The organism is Enterococcus innesii (assembly GCF_022846515.1).
In the GTDB taxonomy this organism is placed as follows: domain Bacteria; phylum Bacillota; class Bacilli; order Lactobacillales; family Enterococcaceae; genus Enterococcus_D; species Enterococcus_D innesii.
Map to the genome: position 1 here is coordinate 3270449 of NZ_AP025635.1, position 22029 is coordinate 3292477.

Annotated in this window: 22 protein-coding genes; 19 read left to right on the forward strand and 3 right to left on the reverse strand. The window is 43.0% G+C overall.

From position 1 onward, the window contains the following. Positions 1 to 1227 (reverse strand): SPFH domain-containing protein, encoded by a 1227-nt coding sequence (locus tag ENLAB_RS15285; protein ID WP_244351885.1) that lies wholly within the window; start codon positions 1225 to 1227, stop codon positions 1 to 3. Between the two features lie 283 nt (positions 1228 to 1510). Here ENLAB_RS15285 and dnaX point away from each other — a divergent pair, with 283 nt between their 5' ends. From dnaX to ENLAB_RS15350, 13 genes are all read left to right on the forward strand, one after another. After that, complete coding sequence (gene dnaX / locus ENLAB_RS15290; RefSeq protein WP_244351887.1) at positions 1511 to 3232, forward strand: DNA polymerase III subunit gamma/tau; 1722 nt, start codon at positions 1511 to 1513, stop codon at positions 3230 to 3232. A gap of 20 nt (positions 3233 to 3252) precedes the next feature. Then, positions 3253 to 3567: a YbaB/EbfC family nucleoid-associated protein gene (locus tag ENLAB_RS15295; protein WP_081118470.1), complete on the forward strand. Its 315-nt coding sequence runs from the start codon at positions 3253 to 3255 to the stop codon at positions 3565 to 3567. 14 nt (positions 3568 to 3581) lie between these two features. After that, entirely contained in the window at positions 3582 to 4178 is a 597-nt protein-coding gene (recR, locus tag ENLAB_RS15300) for a recombination mediator RecR (RefSeq protein WP_005229813.1), read from the forward strand. Between the two features lie 21 nt (positions 4179 to 4199). After that, positions 4200 to 4847: a dTMP kinase gene (gene tmk, locus ENLAB_RS15305; RefSeq protein ID WP_005229815.1), complete on the forward strand. Its 648-nt coding sequence runs from the start codon at positions 4200 to 4202 to the stop codon at positions 4845 to 4847. 32 nt (positions 4848 to 4879) lie between these two features. Next, the gene (darA, locus tag ENLAB_RS15310) at positions 4880 to 5209 is read left to right on the forward strand and encodes a cyclic di-AMP receptor DarA (RefSeq protein ID WP_005229817.1); all 330 of its coding nucleotides are present in this window, start codon (positions 4880 to 4882) and stop codon (positions 5207 to 5209) included. 14 nt (positions 5210 to 5223) lie between these two features. Continuing rightward, positions 5224 to 6156, forward strand: coding sequence for a DNA polymerase III subunit delta' (gene holB, locus ENLAB_RS15315; protein WP_244351888.1), 933 nt, complete (start codon positions 5224 to 5226; stop codon positions 6154 to 6156). A 29-nt stretch (positions 6157 to 6185) separates the two neighbouring features. Next, positions 6186 to 6986: a PSP1 domain-containing protein gene (locus ENLAB_RS15320; protein ID WP_244351890.1), complete on the forward strand. Its 801-nt coding sequence runs from the start codon at positions 6186 to 6188 to the stop codon at positions 6984 to 6986. A 19-nt stretch (positions 6987 to 7005) separates the two neighbouring features. Further along, positions 7006 to 7353, forward strand: coding sequence for a DNA replication initiation control protein YabA (locus ENLAB_RS15325; RefSeq protein WP_077452675.1), 348 nt, complete (start codon positions 7006 to 7008; stop codon positions 7351 to 7353). A gap of 73 nt (positions 7354 to 7426) precedes the next feature. Continuing rightward, positions 7427 to 8287, forward strand: a complete 861-nt coding sequence (gene rsmI, locus ENLAB_RS15330; protein WP_216682707.1) for a 16S rRNA (cytidine(1402)-2'-O)-methyltransferase — start codon at positions 7427 to 7429, stop codon at positions 8285 to 8287. Between the two features lie 173 nt (positions 8288 to 8460). Further along, entirely contained in the window at positions 8461 to 9678 is a 1218-nt protein-coding gene (locus ENLAB_RS15335) for an ammonium transporter (RefSeq protein WP_244351891.1), read from the forward strand. A 16-nt stretch (positions 9679 to 9694) separates the two neighbouring features. After that, positions 9695 to 10036: a P-II family nitrogen regulator gene (locus tag ENLAB_RS15340; protein WP_086292653.1), complete on the forward strand. Its 342-nt coding sequence runs from the start codon at positions 9695 to 9697 to the stop codon at positions 10034 to 10036. 150 nt (positions 10037 to 10186) lie between these two features. Further along, positions 10187 to 11311, forward strand: a complete 1125-nt coding sequence (gene dinB / locus ENLAB_RS15345; RefSeq protein ID WP_086292651.1) for a DNA polymerase IV — start codon at positions 10187 to 10189, stop codon at positions 11309 to 11311. Positions 11312 to 11330: 19 nt separating this feature from the next. After that, positions 11331 to 11987: a DNA alkylation repair protein gene (locus tag ENLAB_RS15350; protein WP_244351893.1), complete on the forward strand. Its 657-nt coding sequence runs from the start codon at positions 11331 to 11333 to the stop codon at positions 11985 to 11987. Between the two features lie 80 nt (positions 11988 to 12067). On the opposite strand, the gene nrdG is transcribed toward ENLAB_RS15350, so the two are convergent. Both nrdG and nrdD read right to left on the reverse strand, forming a co-directional pair. Continuing rightward, positions 12068 to 12664, reverse strand: coding sequence for an anaerobic ribonucleoside-triphosphate reductase activating protein (nrdG, locus tag ENLAB_RS15355; RefSeq protein ID WP_140965525.1), 597 nt, complete (start codon positions 12662 to 12664; stop codon positions 12068 to 12070). An 83-nt stretch (positions 12665 to 12747) separates the two neighbouring features. After that, positions 12748 to 14943, reverse strand: a complete 2196-nt coding sequence (gene nrdD, locus ENLAB_RS15360) for an anaerobic ribonucleoside-triphosphate reductase (RefSeq protein ID WP_077452475.1) — start codon at positions 14941 to 14943, stop codon at positions 12748 to 12750. A gap of 286 nt (positions 14944 to 15229) precedes the next feature. On the opposite strand from nrdD, the gene ENLAB_RS15365 reads away from it, so the two are divergent. From ENLAB_RS15365 to lplA, 6 genes are all read left to right on the forward strand, one after another. Beyond that, positions 15230 to 15994 carry an ABC transporter ATP-binding protein gene (locus ENLAB_RS15365; protein WP_005236606.1) on the forward strand — a complete coding sequence of 255 codons (765 nt, stop codon included), beginning with the start codon at positions 15230 to 15232 and terminating at the stop codon, positions 15992 to 15994. Further along, positions 15984 to 18038, forward strand: a complete 2055-nt coding sequence (locus ENLAB_RS15370) for an FtsX-like permease family protein (protein ID WP_244351895.1) — start codon at positions 15984 to 15986, stop codon at positions 18036 to 18038. The genes ENLAB_RS15365 and ENLAB_RS15370 overlap by 11 nt, the downstream gene beginning before the upstream one ends. Before the next feature lie 134 nt (positions 18039 to 18172). Then, on the forward strand, positions 18173 to 19255 hold the full coding sequence (locus tag ENLAB_RS15375; protein WP_244351897.1) for a M42 family metallopeptidase: 1083 nt from the start codon (positions 18173 to 18175) through the stop codon (positions 19253 to 19255). A 9-nt stretch (positions 19256 to 19264) separates the two neighbouring features. Beyond that, positions 19265 to 20050: a DUF975 family protein gene (locus ENLAB_RS15380; RefSeq protein WP_228078945.1), complete on the forward strand. Its 786-nt coding sequence runs from the start codon at positions 19265 to 19267 to the stop codon at positions 20048 to 20050. A gap of 207 nt (positions 20051 to 20257) precedes the next feature. Then, a complete protein-coding gene (locus tag ENLAB_RS15385) occupies positions 20258 to 20998 on the forward strand; it encodes an MBL fold metallo-hydrolase (RefSeq protein ID WP_195265758.1) in 741 nt (246 codons plus the stop codon). An 18-nt stretch (positions 20999 to 21016) separates the two neighbouring features. Next, a complete protein-coding gene (gene lplA, locus ENLAB_RS15390) occupies positions 21017 to 22021 on the forward strand; it encodes a lipoate--protein ligase (protein WP_077452469.1) in 1005 nt (334 codons plus the stop codon). Positions 22022 to 22029 lie beyond the last annotated feature (8 nt).

A 22029-nucleotide genomic window follows, 5' to 3' on the forward strand; every position in this document is an offset into this window, starting at 1 on the left:
TTAGTCTACTGGGACACCTTTGAAAGGTTTGCCGCAATTCGGACAGAATTTTGGAATGCCGTTGGCTAAATCGATCACTTCACCACAATCGCTGCATTTCATTTTTAGGCTTGGTCCATCGCTCGTTGGTTTTGGCGTCCCGCAATTGCTGCAGAATTTACCAGTATTAGAGGTGCCACATTGTGGACAGTCCCAATGATCTGCGTTGGGTTGTGCGGAAGCCTGTTGCTGCATTTGCTGCTGGTTGTTTTGTGACGCTTGGTTCAAATAACCGCCACCAGCGTTCATTCCCATGCCCATGCCAACAAACCCAGTGGTAGCCCCAGCGGCATTGCTACCGGCAGATTCCATACCACGAGCAACCGAACCTTGAACATAGCCTTCACGAATCGAAGGGTCGCCTAACATTGCCCCTTGGTTCCGCATGTTGATCAGTTTTACGGAATCATCCGTATAAGAGATGCTTGCGACAGCAACCGAAACGATTTCCATTCCTCGGAGTTCTCGCCAGCTGTCATCAAGAACCGTTCCCATATATTTGCTTAATTCCATGCTCTTAGATGGAACGTAAGAAATTCGTTCGCCATCTGCTGACATTTTGTTGATCGCTGTTTGTAGGGCGGTCAAGAATTCAGCTAAGTACTGCTCATTGATGTCGTTAATATCGACTTGACTTTTGTTTTTAGGGATCGCATTCGTATAGAACAAAATTGGATCGGTAATTCGTAAGGAATAGTTTCCGTGCGCCCGCAAGAAAAGTTCTGCGTTATAAAAGTTGTCAAAATAATTCAAAGGCGATGAAGTACCGAAGCGAATTCCTTTGATTTCTTGTAGATTGATATAAAAAACTTGTTGTTTTTGCGGTGTAACGCCACCAAACTTAAAGCGGTCGAAGGTTTCAGAAATCGCATCTTTCAATGAACCATTCAACATCGAAGGCGCTAATTCGTTTTTCACTGTATAGTAGCCTTCTTCGGCGGTATAATCGATGATTCGCCCGCCATCAACCAATAACATCATCATATTCGGATAGACATGGATCACTGAGCCATCAGTGATGACATCTTCCGTGCCTTTTCTGTTGGCACCGCGTTTGTCATTACGCCGCACTTTGACACCTTTTGTCATTACTGTCGAATCACTCATATTGTCAGGCTCGATCACCTCTAGCCATTGATCTGCTAATCCGCCGCCAATTGTGCTTGTTGCCGCTTTGATAATACCCATTTTCAGTCCTCCTTTAAATTGTTTTCATCACAATAGATGAACATAGATTCATTATACCATAGGAGGAGAGATATACGTTATCAGTCTAAAGTTGGAGAAGAGGAATGGTCTTTTTTCTTGAAAATAGGGAGGAACAAAAGGATATAGTGAGTGAAAGCGCGCGGAATGGCTCTTCGAATTAAATTTCCATTTCTTTTGAGATTCCACCACGCAAACGGTGGTTTTTTTAGCTGATATTACGTATAATAGAAGGTAGCGAATTTTGAAATGAGTGTGGAAAACTATGGCCTATCAAGCATTATATCGTGTTTGGCGTTCTCAGCGTTTTGATGATGTTGTCGGACAAAAAGCAATTACCCAAACCTTAAAAAATGCAATCGATCAAAACCAGATCTCGCATGCCTATTTGTTTACGGGTCCTCGAGGAACCGGGAAAACAAGTGCAGCGAAAATTTTTGCCAAAGCCATCAATTGTCCAAACCAGGTCAACGGTGAGCCTTGCAATGAGTGCGACATGTGTCGCTCAATCACAGCAGGGACGCAAGAAGACGTGATCGAAATCGATGCGGCAAGCAACAACGGTGTAGAAGAAATTCGCTTTATTCGTGATCGTGCGAACTATGCACCGACCCAAGCTGAATACAAAGTTTATATCATCGATGAAGTGCACATGCTGTCGACAGGGGCCTTCAACGCGTTACTAAAAACATTGGAAGAACCAAGGAAAAATGTTGTCTTTATTTTGGCAACAACAGAGCCCCATAAGATTCCAGCAACGATCATTTCTCGTACCCAACGCTTTGATTTCAAACGGATCAATACGCAAGACATCGTGGGTCATTTGGAAACGGTCCTTACTACTAGTGAGATCAATTACGAAGCAGAAGCTTTACAGATCATTGCGCGAGCCGCAGAAGGCGGGATGCGGGATGCCTTGAGTATTACCGACCAGGCGATCGCTTTTAGTGATGGAACCGTAACGACCCAAGATGCTCTAGAAGTGACGGGCAGCTTGTCCTATGAAATGATGGACCGTCTGATGCAGGCTTGTGGGGAAAAAGAAGTTGCCGATGCGTTAGCGACCTTGCGGGAGTTATTAGCCTCTGGTAAAGAAGCCCGCCGCTTATTGGAAAACTTGTTGGTTTATTGTCGAGACTTGCTGATGTATCAACAAGCGCCGCAGCTGCTATCTGAAAAGTCGCTGCAGTTGACGGAAGCGTTTCAAACACTGGCAAAAAATACCCCGCCAGCAAAGATCTATCACTGGATCACGGTCTTAAACGATACGCAAAATGAAGTACGATTTACCAACAATCCTACGATTTATTTGGAAGTGGCTGTGGTCAAATTAGCCAATGATCCAGAAAGTGCTGCTGTTGCTAGCAATTCAGCTGACAATAGTCAAGAAGTGGCGCAGTTGCGGCAAGCACTGCAAAAGCTTCAAGCAGAGGTACAACGACTGCAAGAGAATCGACCAGCGGGTGTTGTTGCTGAGACCAACGCGCCAGTGAAGAAAACCAAGGCGACCACTACGTTCCGTTTACCAAAGGAACGCGTGTTCCAAGTACTGAAAAGTGCCACGAAGAAAGACTTGGCAAATGTTCGTAATGTCTGGGACGATCTTTTGATGTCTCTTTCCGTGACGCAAAGAGCGATGCTCCACTCCAGTGAAGCAAAAGCTGCCAGCGAATCGGGCGTCGTGATCGCTTTTGACTATGAGATCTTATGCCAACGAGCAAGTAACGACCAAGAGTTTCAATTGATGATCCATAATCAATTGTCCCGTATGATCAAAGACTACGCGCCGCAGGCTGTCTTTATTACAAAAGAAAGTTGGCCGGCGCTAAGACAAGAGTTTTTGGCTGGCGGTCAAGCAACGGAAGAGTCGGAAATTGAAGTAGAACAAGAGGATACCGAAGTGGTCTCTGTCGAACCTGAAAATGATGACTTAGTAACCAAAGCGCAAGAGTTATTTGGTGAATTAACCAGCATTGAAGAAAATTAATGAAAATGGAGTGATGGATAATGATGCGAGGCATGGGAAATATGCAAGGCATGATGAAACAAATGCAAAAAATGCAAAAAGAAATGATGAAAGAACAAGAAGCGCTGAACAGCAAACAATTTATCGGCGAATCGACAAATGGCTATGTCAAAGCGACCTTTACTGGCGATAAGACGTTACAAGACATTGCTATCAATGAAGCGATCGTTGATGCAGACGACGTGGAAATGCTGCAAGATATGATCATCCTAGCAGTAAACGATGGTTTAAAGAAAATTGAAAAAGAATCGGAACAAACAATGGGCAAATATACACGAAACATTCCGGGTCTATAAAAGGAGAAATGACGGTGCAATATCCTGAACCGATCGCCCGATTGATCGACAGTTACATGAAACTGCCGGGAATCGGCCAAAAAACCGCAACACGTTTGGCGTTTTATACGATTGATATGAAAGAAGAAGTCGTGAATGAGTTTGCCAAATCACTGCTTAGTGTCAAACGAGATTTGCACTTTTGTAGTATCTGTGGAAATATAACGGAAGAAGATCCTTGTGAGATCTGCAGTGATCCCACAAGAGACAAAGAAACGATTTTAGTGGTGGAAGAGCCTAAAGATGTGATGGCGTTAGAAAAAGTCCGCGAGTATCATGGACTTTATCATGTGCTTCACGGTGTGCTATCCCCAATGGAGGGAACCGGACCAGAAGATATCAACATTGCATCGCTAATACAGCGGCTGCACGATGATCAGGTCAAAGAAGTGATAATTGCGACCAATGCGACCACGGAAGGTGAAGCAACGGCGATGTATATGTCGCGTTTGATTAAGCCTGCTGGTATTAAAGTCACGCGTTTGGCTCATGGGTTATCTGTGGGCAGCGATATTGAGTACGCGGATGAAGTGACCTTGCTTAAAGCAGTAGAAGGTCGCCGAGAATTATAATAGATATTGGAGGCAATTAGGGTGAATGGATTATTTATAACCATCGAAGGACCTGATGGCGCTGGTAAGACCAGTGTGATCGAAGAGTTGTATCCTCGATTACAGCTCGAAGCAACAAGAAAAATCGTCAAGACAAGAGAACCTGGCGGAGTCAAGATTGCTGAAAAGATACGTAAAATTATATTAGATCCTCGAAATGAGGAAATGGATGAGCGGACAGAAGCCTTGCTTTACGCAGCAGCTCGTCGACAACACTTGATTGAGGTTGTCCTGCCGGCATTGAATGCCGGGCACATCGTGATCTGTGACCGTTTTGTCGACAGTTCGTTGGCTTATCAAGGAGCTGGCCGGCGGATCGGGATTCCTGAAATCGCCCGGATCAACGAGTTTGCGACGGAGGGAACGACCCCTGATTTTACGTTGTACCTAGATGTCGACTCAGATACTGGTTTGCGACGCATTCAGGAAAACCGTGCCCATCAATATGACCGTCTTGATTCGGAAGGATTGGAGTTTCATCAACGCGTCCGTCATGCGTATCTAAAGCTGGCGGAAGAAAATCCTGTACGCATTCATAAGATTGATGCTAGAATGGGGTTACAAGAAGTTGTTGAATCCAGCTATTCAGCAATCGTTGAATCGTATCCTGCTTACTTCAAATCAATCTAAGGTAGGCTGGATAACACAAAGGAGATGGTCCCATGAAATTAATTATGGCAATCGTACAAGACAAAGACAGTAATCGTTTGGCAAATGAGTTTATTGATGCCAATATCCGTGCAACAAAATTGTCATCAACGGGTGGGTTTTTAAAGGCTGGTAATAGTACCTTTATCATTGGTATTGAAGATGATCGTGTGCAAGATGCGTTAGAATTGATCAAAAAAACCTGTCAATCAAGAAAGCAGTATGTCTCGACACCGATGTCTCTAGATATATCCTTAGATGGTCAAGTTCCTTATCCAGTCGAAGTCGAAGTTGGTGGCGCCACCGTATTCGTACTGCCAGTTGACGGATTCCATCAATATTAAAAAAGGAGCATTTCATGGAGGAGTTATTTCTACAAGAATATCAGCCTCTTGTTTTTGCCCAACTAAAAAAAAGTATCAAGCATGGGCGCATTGCTCATGCTTATCTTTTTGAAGGGGACAAGGGGACTGGCAAGCATGAGTTAAGTCTATGGCTCGCAAAACGCCTTTTTTGTACCGACGTGCAAGAAGAAGCACCTTGCGGGAAATGCAGTAACTGTGTGCGGATTGCTCAAGGAGAGCATCCGGACGTTATCCAAATAGAACCAGATGGACAGATGATCAAAGTTGATCAGATTCGGCAACTACAAGAAGAATTCTCAAAAAGCGGTTTTGAGAGCCGTTTAAAGGTTTTTATTTTGTCTCAAGCAGATAAAATGAACAACAGCGCTGCCAACAGTTTATTAAAGTTTTTGGAAGAACCGGTGGGAAACTTTTTGGCAATCTTAGAAACGGAGAGCCTTGGTCGTATTTTGCCAACCATCCAGTCTCGCTGTCAGATCATTCATTTCTCTCCTTTGTCAAAAGAAAAACTGCAAGAAAAGTTACAAGAAGAGGGACTTTCTAAAGAGACAAGCCGACTTCTAAGCCACTTGACCAATAGTTATCATAAAGCAGTTGAAATCTCGCAAGATGAATGGTTTAATGAAACTAAGGATGCTGTTAAGCGTTGGGTGAATTACCTTTTGAAGAAAGACCCGCAAGCATTTATTTTTGTTCAGAAAAAATTATTGGGTCTAGCAAAAGAAAAAAATCAGCAATCAGAAATCTTTTTGCTCTTGTTATTTTACTTTCAAGAGGAGCGGGATCGATTGTTGGCGCAAGGTTTATGGGGAAAAGAGATCAATCGTGCCATTGAAGCCGCATTGCAAGCACAAAAAAAGCTGCAAGCCAATGTGTCTTTTCAAGGTGTGGCAGAACAATTTTCCGTGAAAATCATCTATGGATAATATGCAGCAGCCGGAAAAGGAGACCAGAGATGATCGAAGTTGTCGGAGTGCGTTACCATGACGTAGGCCAGATTTATTTTTACGCACCGAAAAAACAGACCTATACCATAAATGACCAAGTCATCGTGGAATCACAAGATGCCAAATGTCTTGCTACGGTGGTTACCAAAAGCAGAAAAATGGACGAAAGCGATCTGCCTCAGATAGTCAAACCGATTCTACGTCGGGCGACGAAGAAAGATTTGGAACAAGCGGCAGCCAATCAACAAGCGGCAGATAAAGCCTTAAAAATCGGAAAAGAAAAAATCCGGGCGCACCAGCTGCCGATGAAACTGATTCGAGTAGCTTATACCTTCGAGCGAACAAAGCTGATTTTCTCGTTTACCGCAGAAAGCCGTGTTGATTTTCGTGAATTAGTCAAAGACTTGGCAAGTGAATTTCATACCCGGATCGAACTGCGCCAAATCGGCGTCAGAGATGAAGCCAAAGCACTAGGGGGAGTGGGTCCTTGCGGGCGAAAACTGTGCTGTGCGACGTTTCTAGGAGATTTTATTCCCGTATCCATTAAGATGGCTAAAGATCAAGGACTTTCTTTGAATCCTACGAAAATCTCAGGATTATGCGGTCGCTTGATGTGTTGTCTTAAGTACGAGAGTGAAGAGTATGAGCGGGCAAAAAAAGAATTGCCGGATCGCGGCAAGGAAGTTGAAACGCCAGATGGCAAAGGACGTGTCGTTGGGCTGGATCTGTTAAGCCGGGTGATCAAAGTTCGTTTGCATGATCGGCAAACACCAATCGAATATGATTATGAAGAGCTAGTGACAAAATAAGTAGGTGACCATAATGAGCATGGACAAACGATCAATATATGACGGATTGAATCAGTTAGAATCGGAGTTGCAAAATTCCTTAAATAATCTAGCAGAAATGAAGCAGTCTTTGCAAGAAATCGTCGAAAAAAATACGACATTAGAATTGGAAAATCAACGCTTACGTGAACACATTCGTGAGTTGAACCAAGTGGCAGATGCACCTGCTGAATCGGTCAAGCAGGAACTTTCTAAATCACGGATGAATTTAGAAAAGATTTACGAAGAAGGATTTCATGTTTGTTATGACTTATACGGTTCTCGCAGAGAACATGACGAACCTTGTGCATTTTGTCTAGAAGTGATCTATCGTGAAAGCGGCAAATAACTGACTGACAGTCTAATAGGTTCGTTAGAAAAAGATCAGTTTCCACTGGTCTTTTTTTCGAAAGGAGCAGTACATGCAAAAGCAACAAAGTTATAAACAAGATACTGGAAAACTGTATCTTGTTCCGACACCGATCGGGAACTTGGAAGATATGACGGTCCGGTGTGTCAAAATTTTAAAAGAAGCGGACCTGATCGCAAGTGAAGATACTCGTAATACTCAGAAATTGTTGAATCATTTTGAGATCACAACACCGCAAAAAAGCTTACATGAACACAATTATAAAGAGCGAGTTCCGCAGTTGGTAGAACAGCTGCAGATGGGCAAGACCATTGCCCAATGCAGCGATGCTGGTATGCCCTCCATCAGTGATCCGGGGCATGAATTAGTCAAGGCGTGCTTGGTCGAAGGAATTGCGGTGATTGCGCTTCCAGGACCTACGGCTGGTTTGACCGCTCTGATCGCTTCTGGCTTATCACCGCAACCAAACCTCTTTTATGGCTTTTTACCTCGTAAGAAAAAAGAACAAAAACAAGCCTTGAGTGAATTAGCGACCCAGAAAGCAACGATGATTTTCTATGAATCACCCTATCGAATCGCTGCGACGATTGAAACGATGCGGGAGGTATTTGGTGAACGGCAGGCAGTCATCTGCCGTGAATTGACGAAAATCCATGAAGAATACTTGCGAGGAACCTTTTCTGAATTGATCGACTATTTAGAGCAGCAGCTAATCAAAGGAGAATGTTGTCTGTTGGTGGAAGGGTCTTCTGAAATACAAGAAATTGTTTATGAAGGAAGTTACGCAGAACAAGTGGCTGCCTTGATGCAAGAGGCCGAATTGTCCTCAAAAGAAGCGATCAAAGAAGTGGCTAAGCGTAATCAAGTAAAGAAACAGCTTGTCTATCAAGCGTATCACCAAATAGAAGAGTAATCATACCGAGACTTCTCTCGGTATTTTTTTTGTATCACACGCCTGCTTATGTGATATTATCTAACATATAAAGTCAGCTATTTTCAGAAAATTCATGTTTTTCTCAGAAAAATCTAGATTATTCGAAAATATGGTGTTAGGATATCTAACATATAGAAAGGGAGGCGTGTAAAATGGATACAGGGAATATTGCATTTATTTTAATTTGTAGCGGTATGGTTTTTCTAATGACTCCAGCATTGGCATTTTTTTATGGAGGATTGGAACGACGCAAAAACATCCTCAATACCATGATGATGGTGATTTGTACGATGGGCTTGGCGTCCGTCCTCTGGGTCGCTCTAGGGTATACATTATCCTTTAGCGGGACAGGATCATTTATTGGCAATTTAGACAAAGTCTTTTTCAATCATGTTTCGATGTCAGAAGGAGAGGGAATTCCTGAAGGGTTATTTGCTGCCTTTCAAATGATGTTTGCTTTGATCACAACGGCGATCATCACTGGATCAGTTGTTGGAAGAATGCGGTTCTCTGCTATTTTCCTATTTATTGGCTTCTGGCTGGTTTTCGTGTATTTTCCAATGGCGCATATGGTGTGGGGCGGCGGCTTCTTAGATGCGATCGGCTCGATCGACTTTGCAGGAGGCAATGTCGTTCATATCAGCTCAGGAATCAGTGGGTTAGTCTTAGCGATCGTTGTCGGCAAACGACGAGAATTTCATCAAACGGAATATCGACCTCATAATATTCCCTTTGTTGTTCTAGGAGCGGGATTGCTATGGTTCGGTTGGTTTGGCTTTAATGCCGGCTCTGCTCTAGCAGCTGATGGCCTAGCGATCCACGCCTTGATGACCACGAATACGGCAGCAGCCAGTGCGATGCTGTCTTGGATGTTGATTGAAAAACTCGTCGTGGGCAAACCGACGATCGTCGGTGCTTGTACCGGAGCAGTGGTGGGCTTAGTTGCCATTACTCCAGGGGCGGGGTTTGTCTCCCTTTGGTCTTCCTTTATCATTGGCGCTTTAGTCAGTCCATTTTGTTACTTCTTTATTTCTGTCATCAAACATCGATTAGGCTTAGATGATGCTTTGGATGCCTTTGGGTGCCATGGGGTAGGCGGAATCTTTGGCGGTTTGATGACCGGGATTTTTGCTGATCCAGCTGTTGGTGGACATTCAGGATTGCTTTATGGCGGTATTGATCTTTTTATCGCACAGGCCGAAAGTATCGTGTTCACGATTTTGTTTGCCGGTATCCTATCCTTTGTCATTATCATCTTGATCAAATGGGTGATACCGATTCGGGTCTCTCAGCAAGAAGAAGCGGTGGGGATGGATCGGATCGAACATGATGAAACGGCCTATCCTACCTTTATGGGGTTAGATTCTTAAGAGTGGAGGAGCAGTCATGAAAAAAGTTGAAGCGATTATTCGCCAAGAAAAATTAGAGGAGCTAAAAGCCGCATTGGATCAATCGGATCTGATCAGCGGGATGACGGTCAGTCAAGTTCTCGGATGTGGCAATCAAAAAGGCCTAAAAGAGTTTATTCGTGGCCAAGAAGTGATCACGACTCTTTTACCAAAAGTAAATGTCCGTTTCGTTTTAGCAGATGAAAAAGTTAACGATGTGATTGAGTTGATTTTATCGATCTGTCGAACAGATGAAGTCGGTGATGGCAAAATATTCGTCTACCCGTTGGAAGAAGCGATTCGGATTCGCACCAATGAACGAGGGGAAGCCGCCTTATAACAGAAATTCTTAGACTATGAACTTTGCAGCAAAAGCAGTAAACGTAGAGGGAAGGACCAATGAAAATTGGTCCTTTTTGCGTGCTTCGCTTGATTCCTTGCTTGATAGGGAACCTCTGTTCGTTTATAATGAGAAGTGAGGTGAGCAACGATGTCGGAACTGCAATTTCCCTTAAAAAATGATACGAGCCGCAAAATTATTCATATTGATATGGATGCTTTTTTTGCTTCGGTGGAAGAACGGGATGATCCTGAGTTGGCCAAGCATCCCCTCGTGATTGCCCGTCACCCAAGCGATACTGGCGGACGAGGAGTGGTCACGACAGCGAATTATTTGGCGCGACAATATGGTATCCATTCGGCAATGAGTGCGCAAAAAGCCTACGAGCTTTGTCCGCAAGCGATTTTTAAACCGGGGAATCATCAGAAGTATCGTGAAGTGTCCCAGCAAGTCAGAGAAATTTTTCACCGATACACCGACATCATCGAACCAGTTTCTATCGATGAAGCGTATCTAGATGTGACAGTTAACAAAATCAACTGTCCTTCAGCAATTAAGATCGCTCGTTTGATTCAACGAGATATCTGGCAAGAGACTCATTTGACCTGTTCGGCGGGTGTCAGTTACAACAAATTCTTGGCAAAACTATCTTCCGATTATCATAAACCACGAGGATTAACGGTGGTGATGCCGGATGAGGCAGTAGCCTTTTTACACCAACTACCCATCGATAAATTTCATGGGATCGGGAAGAAAACTGTCCCCAGAATGCATGAGTTAGGCATTTTTACAGGAGCCGATCTATACGCTTGGAGTGAGATGGCGTTGATCCGCGAATTTGGCAAAATGGGGTATTCCTTGTATCGGAAAGTTAGAGGAATCCATGATTCACCAGTCAGTGTGACCAGAGAACGAAAATCAGTTGGAAAAGAGCATACATACGGCAATCCATTAACTAGTGAAGAACAAGTTTTGAGCCAATTACGGGCTATCGCAGAAGAAGTCGAAAGATCACTGAAGCGCACACAAAAACATGGCAAAACAGTCGTGTTAAAAGTCCGTTACAGTGATTACTCTACGATCACCAAGCGAGTGACCTTGCCAACCTATGTTCATAAAAAAGAACAGCTATTTTCCGAAGCAAGTCTGATCTGGGAAGAAATTTTAGGTTTGGAAAAAGGCATCCGTCTTTTGGGGATCACCGTCACAAATCTTGATCCACTGACCTATGAAAATATCGTACTGCCCTTATGGCAACTATCTGACGAGCAGTAGGTAAAAGAGGAGGAGCAAAATGACACTCTATCAAGTATATGACACGATGGTTGGGTTGGCTGATCAGGAGCGAAGTGAAAAAATGGCCGCCTACATGCGGCATCAGTTTGATTTTCTGGGCATTCCTGCGCCGTTGCGCCGCCAGCAAGAAAAAACAGCCTTTAAAGCAGCAAAACAAACGAAAACGGTCGATTGGGATTTTATCGATCATTGTTGGCAAAGTAACTATCGAGAACACCAGTACTTTGGGATTGATTATTTAGTGGTGATGGAGCCCTTTTTAATAGCCGTTGATCTAGCAAAAATTGAACAGTTGGTCATAACGAAAGCTTGGTGGGACAGCGTGGACGCACTGAGTGAGGTCGTCAGAAAACTTGTTCGCCGATTGCCAGCGTTAAAGGTTGAGATGCTTCGTTGGAGTCTTGACAATAATCTTTGGCTACGGCGCGTGGCGATTCTCCACCAACTGTTGCAAAAAGAACAGATGGATCAACCATTGCTAGAAGAGATCCTTGTCAACAATTTGGGTAGTTCTGAATTTTTTATCAACAAAGCCATTGGCTGGACCTTGCGAGATTATGCCAAGACAAATCCTCAGTGGGTTCAAGATTTTCTCCTGCGCTATCAAACAAGTCTGGCGCCTTTGACGGTTCGTGAAGCGAGTAAGTACCTTTAAAAAGTAGCTTTACTGGCTGAATATAGCAATAAAAAACACCGTGCAGTATCTTTTTTGAAAGATGCACGGTGTTTTGATCGTTAAATTTGTTTTTTGATTTGTTCGTAGCTTGCTTCCGCATCTTTGCACTTTGCCCAGATAACCGCTTTTCCTTGTTCGCGGGATGCAGCAAGATCAATGATTCGTTGATTGCTGCTGCCACGAAATTGCAAGTTTAGGTTTCGCTTACTGAGTTCAAAGCGGCCGTCCACCAAAATATCGATTTTGGATAAGAGTTCCAGTTTATCAGGTGTTTCCAAAAGCAATTCTTCATAGGTGTAGCCGGACCAGCTCCAAATATCTTTGCTGTGCCCGAACTCAGCACGAACGCGATCAACGACTTTCAGACAGACTGTCGTGTTTAAGAAAGGTTCGCCGCCTAGGAGCGTCAGTCCTTGAACATACTCATGTCGCAGATCTTCAATGATTCGATCCTCTAGTTCTTGCGTAAAAGGTGTCCCATAGCGAAAGTTTTGGACGGCTTTGTTGAAACAGCCTTCACAAGCAAACAGACAGCCGCTCACATACAAACTATTTCGAATGCCTTCACCATCCACAAAGTTGAAGGCTTTGTAATCAGCAATATAATTTTGACTGTACTCGTTTGCTTTCCATTCTTGGGGCTTAGGATTTCTCATAAGAAAACTTCTTTCTATTGTGAATTACAGGGGTTGGTCTTCGATAAAAGGAGTGTAGAGGAAATCTAACACTCCTTTTATGATTATTCTTGCAAATGTTTGACCCGAGCAGAGATTTCTTTGTGACGACCGTTGACCATTGGACGAGCTTGAGGATTTCCAAGATACCCACAGGTTCTTTTGACAACATCACAACTTTTTGGATCGTGATTGCCACATTGTGGACATTCAAAGCCTCGTTCGGTTGGATTAAAGTCTCCTTCATATCCGCACTCGTAACAGTGATCGATAGGGGTATTTGTTCCAAGATAAGCGACCCGATCGTATGCGTAATCCCAAACCGCTTCTAACGCTTTTGGATTTTGCTGCAAGACTGGATATTCACAGTAATGAATAAAGCCACCAGAACAGTATTTTGGATAGTCCTTTTCAAAATCAAGTTTCTCAAATGGTGTCGGATTTTTCCGCACATCATAGTGGAAGCTGTTCGTATAATATTCTTTGTCGGTAATGTTTTCAACTTCACCGAATTTTTCGGTATCTAAGCGACAGAAACGATCAGTCAGGCTTTCACTTGGCGTAGAGTACACGCTGAAATGATAACCGTATTCATCGCCCCAGGCATCCGCATGAGCTTTCAATTCTTTCACGATCGCCATCGTAAAGGCTTTTGCTTCTGGGTCTTGTTCCCAAGTTCCGCCATAAAAAGCAGAAGCAGCTTCGTATAAACCAATGTAGCCAAGTGAAACAGTGGCCCGTTTATTTTTGAATAATTCGTTGACATTGTCTTTGCGATCCAAACGTTCACCGAAAGCCCCATACATATAAAGGATCGGCGCATTGGCGGGACTCGCTTCTTTACAGCGTTCTACGCGATAGACAAGGGCATCTTTAACGATTTGCAGACGGTCCTCCAGCAGCGACCAGAATTTTTCTTGATCGCCATTTGCTTCTAAGGCGATCCGTGGAATATTCAATGTCACGACACCTAGATTCATCCGACCGACATTGATTTCTTCACCACGTTCGTTTTTCCAGCCTTGCAAGAAAGAACGACAGCCCATCGGCACTTTAAAGCTACCGGTCAATTCAACCAATTTATCATAATTCAAAATATCCGGGTACATCCGTTTAGTGGCACATTCTAATGCCAGTTCTTTGATATCGTAATTTGGATCGGTAGGGGCCAAGTTGACCCCGCGGCGAATACTAAAAATCAATTTTGGGAAAATAGCGGTGCGCTTTTCACTGCCTAACCCGTTGATGCGGATTTGGAGAATCGCTCGTTGAATTTCCCGTTCGAACCAGTTGGTTCCTAAACCAAAGCCAAGGGAAGTAAACGGCGTTTGTCCGTTCGAGGTGAATAACGTATTGATTTCGTATTCTAGACTTTGCATTGCATCATAGATATCTTTGCGGGTTTTGCTCTTCGCGTACGCTTCCCGACGTTCGGGTGTCTCGATCCATTCTTCGGCATCTTTTAGATGCTTTTGATAATTCAACTCAGCAAAAGGAGCCAATAATTCATCTGTTCGATCAGCAGAACAGCCGCCATATTGACTCGATGCTACGTTTGCAATGATTTGTGAGATTTGAGCGGTGGCCGTTTGGATCGATTTTGGCGACTCCACTTCGGCGTTCCCAATTTTAAACCCATTATTTAGCATGCCTTTAAAATCGATCAGACAGCAGTTGGTCATTGGTGTGTAAGGATGATAATCCAAGTCATGGTAATGAATGTCGCCTTTTTGATGGGCATTTGCCACGTGAGGAGGCAGCATTTTCAAACCGATCGATTTTCCTACGATCCCGGCGGTCAAATCACGTTGTGTGTTGAACACATTGCTATCTTTATTGGCATTTTCATTGACGACCGATTGATCTTTATTCATCAATTTGTTGATCGTAAAGTTGATGTCTGTTGCTTTGCTGCGCTCGAAATCACGATGGGTCCGATAGTTGATATATTCTTCAGCCAAGGCATACTCGTTTTTTGCTAATAAGATATGCTCGACGATATTTTGAATCTCATAGATTTTTACATTTGTACGAAAACGTTCCGCGATCTCGTGATCGACACTGTCAACGATCTCGGTGATTTTTTCGTGGTCGATGGGAGAAAGCTCGCCGTTGACTTTTCTTAGGGCTTTCACTAACGCATCGTAAATTTTTTGATCATCAAAATCGACAAGCCGTCCATCACGTTTTACGATTTTTAACTGACGCAAAGCGGACTGTCTTTCCAACCCTTGCTCAGGATTTCTCTTAATGTTCATCATTTCTACCACTCCTTATCTTCCTCAATATAATAAAACATATTATAGAAATGAGCAACTATATATAGTGGTTAATAAGGGATAGTAAATTGGATATACACAATATATGGTGTATATTCATTGAGGTGTTTTCTGAGAAAACTGATAAGATTAAGGATTTGGTTGTTCCATGTTTCACATAATGAATAAAAAACTTTTTTAAATTTATTTTTTCTCTGTTTTTAAGCAGAACGATTCAATGAAAAGTATGCTACCATAAGGAGAGAATTTTTTTTAAGGAGGGTTCTATGTGAAAAATATGATTGATGTGAAGCATCTGACCAAAAGTTACGGCACTCGTTTCAATCAAACCAAAGTATTAGATAACCTTTCTTTTGCAGTGGATCAAGGAGAATTTGTTGGGGTTATGGGACCAAGCGGTGCTGGGAAAACGACCTTGATGAATCTGTTGTCTTCTATCATGCGACCTAGCTTAGGCTCGATCTATATCGATGGCAAAGACATTACCCGAATGTCGGAAAAAGCCCTCAGCGATTTTCGGCGTCAGCAGATTGGCTTCATCTTTCAAGATTTTAATCTTTTAGAGACATTGACAGCCAGGGACAATATCCTGCTTCCGTTAGCCATTGATCGCTTGCCCGTGAAGGAAACCCAAGTACGTATCGAGGAGACGGCCAATTTGTTAGGGATCGAACACTTATTGGATCGTTACCCAGAAGAATTGTCTGTAGGGCAAAAACAAAGGGTTGCTGCTGCTCGCGCAATCATCAGTCGTCCGGCGGTCCTTTTTGCTGATGAACCCACCGGAGCCCTTGATTCAAAAGCGGCGACAGAATTGTTACGGTATTTGGCACAAATCAATCAACAAGAGAAAACAACGATCTTGATGGTCACTCATGATCCTTTCACCGCCAGCTACTGCAATCGGATTTTATTCATCCGCGATGGCGTCTTCTTTGCAGAAGTTGTCAAAAAAGGCAGTCGTCAGGAATTTTTCGAAAAAATCATCGATATGCAGGCAACGATTGGAGGCGGTCCGCGCCATGTTGTTTAAAATCGGCTGGCGGAGTTTTTTGCGGCAGTTTCGCAATTATATGGTGTATTTTATCTGTATGATGACTGCCGTGATGATTTTCTATTCATTTAATGCTTTGATGAACGATCGTCTCTTGAATCAAAGAGTTCAGCAAGATATCCGGATCGAAGGGGTATTAGGATTCGGCAGCAGTGTGGTAGCATTTGTTGTCTTGTTTTTTATGCTGAGTGCCAATCATTTTTTTCTTAGCCAGCGACAAAAGGAAATCAGTGTCTATCAGCTTTTGGGGTTACGACAAGGTCGTCTTGCTTGGTTGCTGCTGCGGGAAACGTTTCTACTGAATTTTTTCTCTTTAGTAACCGGTATTTTTATGGGAATTATTTTTTCGAAATTCTTTTCAATGATTTTGATTCGGGCAATGGGCCTAAATTTAACCAGTCATTTCTTTAATTCCCCACAATCGATTTTTTCGACGGTCTTTGTTTTTATCGCGGCGATGATCATTTTGAGTATTCAAGTGATCCTTTTTGTTTGGCGTACCCCAATGAGTGAATTGATCAAGACCGAATACCGCTTACCGATCAAAAAAATGAAAATGACTCCGTTTCGTTCCTTAATGGGGGTTCTAGGTCTGATTTTACTTGGAGTAGGCTACTATCTGTCATTAACCCTGCGGGAAACTTGGACCAACTATATCACGTATACACAAGACTTTTCAGCGATTCTATGGATCCCTTTACTGATTCTATTTTGCTGTGTAACGGCAACCTATCTCTTTTTTGATTGTACGTTGCCGGCACTGTTGTATTTTTTGAGCAAACCCAAAAAACACCTCATTAAAGGGGCAAAATTGATTGCTTACAATAACGTGCGTGCATACTTGCAAAGGACGTGGAAAAGCTATGCCCTTTTGACGATCATTACCGCGATCGCGATCTCACTGATTGGGGGAACAATGGGGGTCATCTCATTAAATTACCAAGCAACGAACCGTATCTACCCAACCTCTTTTCAAGTGTCAGGAGAGCAGGCGGGGACCTTGCGTACCCTTTTAGAAAAGTCGGGTATGCCAATTACAGCGGAGCAAACGATTCCTTACAAAATGACCAATATGACGGTGCAGACTCGCTACCTAGGAGAGTTGCAAGATGAAAGTGTAGAAAATATGATGGTGAATCTGGTGGCACTTTCTGATTATCAGCGTCTACGAAAACTAGTTCCAAATGCTCCTGAAATTCGACTGAGTACAGACAAGCAAGCGGTACTTTTTGATAGTCAGTACGACGTGACTCGTTCATTTATCACGTATCGGGATGAAGTCAAAGTTGGCAGTCAACATGAGTTTAAACTTATTCAAGCACAGCAGGACTACTTTGGAGATTATGCCTTGCGCTATTCTTTGCCAAATGTCCTTGTCATTCAAGATGATGCGTACCAACAAATCGAGGGATTCACCTATAGCATTGCTTATTTGCAAACCGAAAAGGTGCAAACAGAAGCGCTAACGCAGTTGTTAGATGAAGAATTGCCGATCGAGTGGGCGCATCCTTTGACCTATGAATTTAGCGACGACCAAAAAAACGTACGCTTTTATCCAGAGACCGCACGGGATTCAAGCAATGATAGTGGTCAGACGACCGCTTATCGGCTAACGTTAGCCAATCGCTTTACAACAATGCGGGGGGTGCGGCGACAAGCAGGAATCATTTTGTTCGTATCGCTGTTTGTTGGGGTGATCGTTTTGATCACCACGTCTAGTAGTTTGATCGTTCGACAATTTTCTAACACGGAGCGGGAAAAGCACAATTACCGACTATTGACAAAATTAGGATACACCCGTAACGAAGTGCGCAAGTTGGTGTACTGGCAAAACATTTGGATTTTTATGCCCGGCACCTTATTAGCGATTTTGCATGCGGTATTTGCTATCAATACCTTCACACAGATCATCGACAGTCCCGGGTATTGGGTCGCGCATTTGTTTGCAGGAGTAGCAGCAGTTGTCTATCTATTTGCCTATTTGATTACCGTCAAGCTGTGTCTGCGGATTATTGAAACTTGATCTATTTATACGATAAAACGATTCTAGGAAACTAGGATCGTTTTTTTCATTTAACCAATCTTTTTGTATTTCCCTCTGGCACCAGATTAAGAGAATGGTATAATCATAATCAATGAGACAAAGGAGGAAGCAAGATGGAGAAAAAAGAAGAACAGCTTTTAATAGACCTAACGACTGCACGTGGGGTTCCTGGGAATGAGGAGGAAGTGCGTGAAGTCTTTAAAGAATATGCCAAAGACTTTGCTGAAGATATCTTTTTTGATGGTTTAGGAAGTGTCATTGCGAAACATGTTGGTGATGGCGGCGGTCCGAAAATTTTTATTTCGGGACATATGGATGAAGTCGGCTTTATGGTAACGAAAATTACGGAAAAAGGCTTTATTGAATTTCAAACCCTTGGTGGCTGGTGGGGGCAAGTGATGCTGGCACAGCAAGTCGAGATCAAAACCAATGATTGCAAATTGATCCACGGTGTCGTCGGCTCAAAACCACCCCATGTCTTGAGTCCAGAGACTCGAAACAAACCTTACGATATCAAAGATATGTTCATCGATATCGGCGCTTCAAGTGAAGAGGAAGCCAAAGGCTGGGGGATCCGTCCTGGAGATATGATCACCCCCTATATCCAATACAAACGGATGAACGACAGCAAATTTTTGCTAGCCAAAGCATGGGACAATCGAATTGGTACAGCGGTATCACTACGGGTATTAGAAACCTTGGCAGCCGAAGGACATCCAAACTGCTTGTTTGCCGGCAGTGACGTGATGGAAGAAGTTGGCCTAAGAGGGGCACGAACAAGCACTCACTTAGTGAATCCCGATATCGCTATCGCCCTAGATACTGGTACCGCTGGGGACACACCTGGAATGACACCAAAAGAAGCGGATTCTGTGTTAGGCAAAGGCCCACAAGTCTTGATTTTCGATGCTTCCATGATTCCTCACAAGAAATTATTGAATTTTGTGATCGATGTCGCCGAAGAGATGGAAATTCCTTTCCAATATACCGTGATCACTGGTGGGGGAACCGATGCTGGTCAAATGCATTTGACTCGTGATGGGGTTCCTTCGATCGCTATTACTGTGCCAGTTCGTTACCTGCATTCTCATACTTCTGTCATTCATGAGGATGACTACTTCAATACAGTCAAGCTTGTAACGGAAGTGGTTCGCCGCTTAGACGATAAAACCGTTAAAGCATTGCGCAGTTATTAAGGTGAGTCTATGAGATCAAATACAATGATTCGAGAGACGGCTAAAAACTCCTTACGCGGATTCTGGGGAACGTTCGTCTTAAGTATTTTAGCAACGGTTGCTGTACAAGCGGTCGTCAATTCACTGTTCAGTAGTTTAGGCTCTTCCGTAGGGACAAACAACGCAGGAAATTGGCTTGATTTTATTTTGGACAATTTTGTCTTCTTTGCTTTTTCAGTAGCATTGAGTATTATGGCACTCTATCTGGTTCGTGGTAAAGGGATCAAAGTGGCGGATATTTTTCTAGTCTTTGATAAGCGTCTGTATGTACCGTTTTTGCTACTAAATTTAGTGAGCGCGCTTTTAAATTATCTTTTGAGTTTTGCGATTTTCTTGCCGCAATTTGTCTTATCAGGCCTTAATCAATATTTGGGCTTGGTATTCAATTTTAATCGGGGAATTTCTATTGATGTATCGATGTTTAACGGTTCGATCGCTTTTGTGGTTGGGACGATTCTCTCCATCATCTTGTTCTTCTTTTTGTCGCAAGTCGTTACTGGTGTGATCCAATTAGCAATCTATCTACGCTATGATCAGCCGGAATTAGGGGTTCTTCAGTCTATCAAAGTAGCCTTTGCTCTCTTGCGACCACATCTGGGCCAATACATTTGGCTGCAATTATCATTGATTGGCTGGTTTATTCTGGGTTTCTTGGCGCTTATGATTGGGATGTTGTGGGCAAACGCCTATGCGTATGCGGTGAACGCAGCATTCTATGAAGAATTGATCAATGAACAACGAGCGCTGATCAGATAAGCAAAAAAAAGACGACGTACCATTGGAATGGTTCCTTAAGGATAGAGTAGAACACTCATTCAAAGGATTCATCAATAGACGTCGTTTTTTTCTCATTTTCTTGATCCTTTTCGAAAAAAAAATGGTCAGATTTTAGTCAAATCAGCAGAGATGTGATAGCATTAAAGAAGTAGAAAATCAGCTTGAGCCAAAGAGGAGGAAACACAAGTGAAAATAACTGTCTTAGGTTGTTTAGGTGCCTATCCGTATAACGGTGAAGGGACTACTGGCTATTTAGTTGAGTCAGAAGGCTTTCATTTGCTGCTTGATGCGGGAAGCACCACCTTGGTCCAACTAGAAAAAATCCTTGATCCCTTAGACTTAGATGCAGTGATTTTGACGCATTACCATCACGATCATATTGCGGATTTAGGGGTATTGCAATACTATTGGCAATTATATCCTGGAAGCGAAGAACGCCAGGTTTTACCGATCTACGGCCATGGTGAGGATACAGTTCATTTTGAAAGCCTGACGATGCCTGGAGTGACTCAAGGAATTGATTACCTCCAAACGGAGTCATTGGAATTGGGCCCGTTTACCATTACCTTTATGAAAACGATCCATCCAGTCACTTGCTATGCCATGCGATTTGTTGAGAAAAGCACAGGCAAGGTTTTTGTTTTTACAGGTGATTCTGGCTACTTAGAATCTTTTGTTCCGTTTGCACAAGGAGCTGACCTGTTTTTGGCAGATACCTATCTTTTTGCAGGAAATGAGCGGCACAAGGCTCATTTTACGTCAAAAGAAGCAGGCGAGATCGCCCAGGCAGCGCAGGTAAAAAAATTAATGTTGACGCATTTGCCGCAACATGGTGACTTAGAACAGTTACGAGAAGAGGCTGCACTAGCTGCCAATGGGATCCCCGTTGAATTGGCGGCTGTTCAAAAAATAATTGAAATCATCTAATTAGGAGGAACGAATAGTATGCTTTTTGTACCGAACGAACTGAATGACCCACGCATCAATTTAGCCATCGAGATTTTTCTTCTTCAAGAAATGAAAGTGGATGAACCAATCTTACTTTTTTACATTAATGAACCATCGATTATCATTGGACGCAATCAAAATACGATCGAAGAGATCAATAAGGAATATGTGGATGAACATGGGATCCATGTCGTTCGTCGTTTCAGCGGCGGCGGTGCAGTCTATCATGATTTCGGAAACTTGAATTTCAGTTTTATTATGCCTGACGATGGCAATTCTTTCAGAGATTTTGAAAAGCTGACGAAACCAATTGTCCAAGCCTTGCATGAGATGGGGGTTGAAGGAGCGCAACTAAAAGGCCGCAACGACCTTGTGATCAATGACATGAAGTTTTCTGGGAATGCGATGTACGCAACGAATGGACGGATGTTTGCTCATGGCACGATCATGTTTGACAGTGACATCAATGAAGTGGTCAACGCATTGAAAGTCCGCAAAGACAAAATCGAATCAAAAGGTATCAAATCGATCCGCTCAAGAGTAACCAACATCAAACCATTCTTGCCAAAAGAGAAGCAAGACATGACGACTGAAGAGTTCCGTCAAGAAATCTTATTGAAGATTTTTGGTGTCGATTCCGTTGAAGAAGTCAAAACTTATGAATTAACAGAAGAAGATTGGGTCAAGATCAATGAGATTTCCGATAAGTATTATCGCAACTGGGATTGGAATTACGGTAAATCTCCAGCCTTTGATATTGAACGCCGTCATCGCTTTCCAATCGGATCCATCGAAGTTCGTTTGAATGTGGCAGAAGGAAAAATTACGGATGCCAAAATCTTTGGTGACTTTTTCGGCTTAGGGGACATTGCGGATGTAGAAGAAGCCTTGATCGGTACTCGCTATGCGAAAGAAGATTTGGCACAAGTCATTGCCAACATTGATGTCAAAAAATATTTTGGCAACATCACGCCTGAAGATTTTCTTTCATTGATTTATTAATCAAAAAA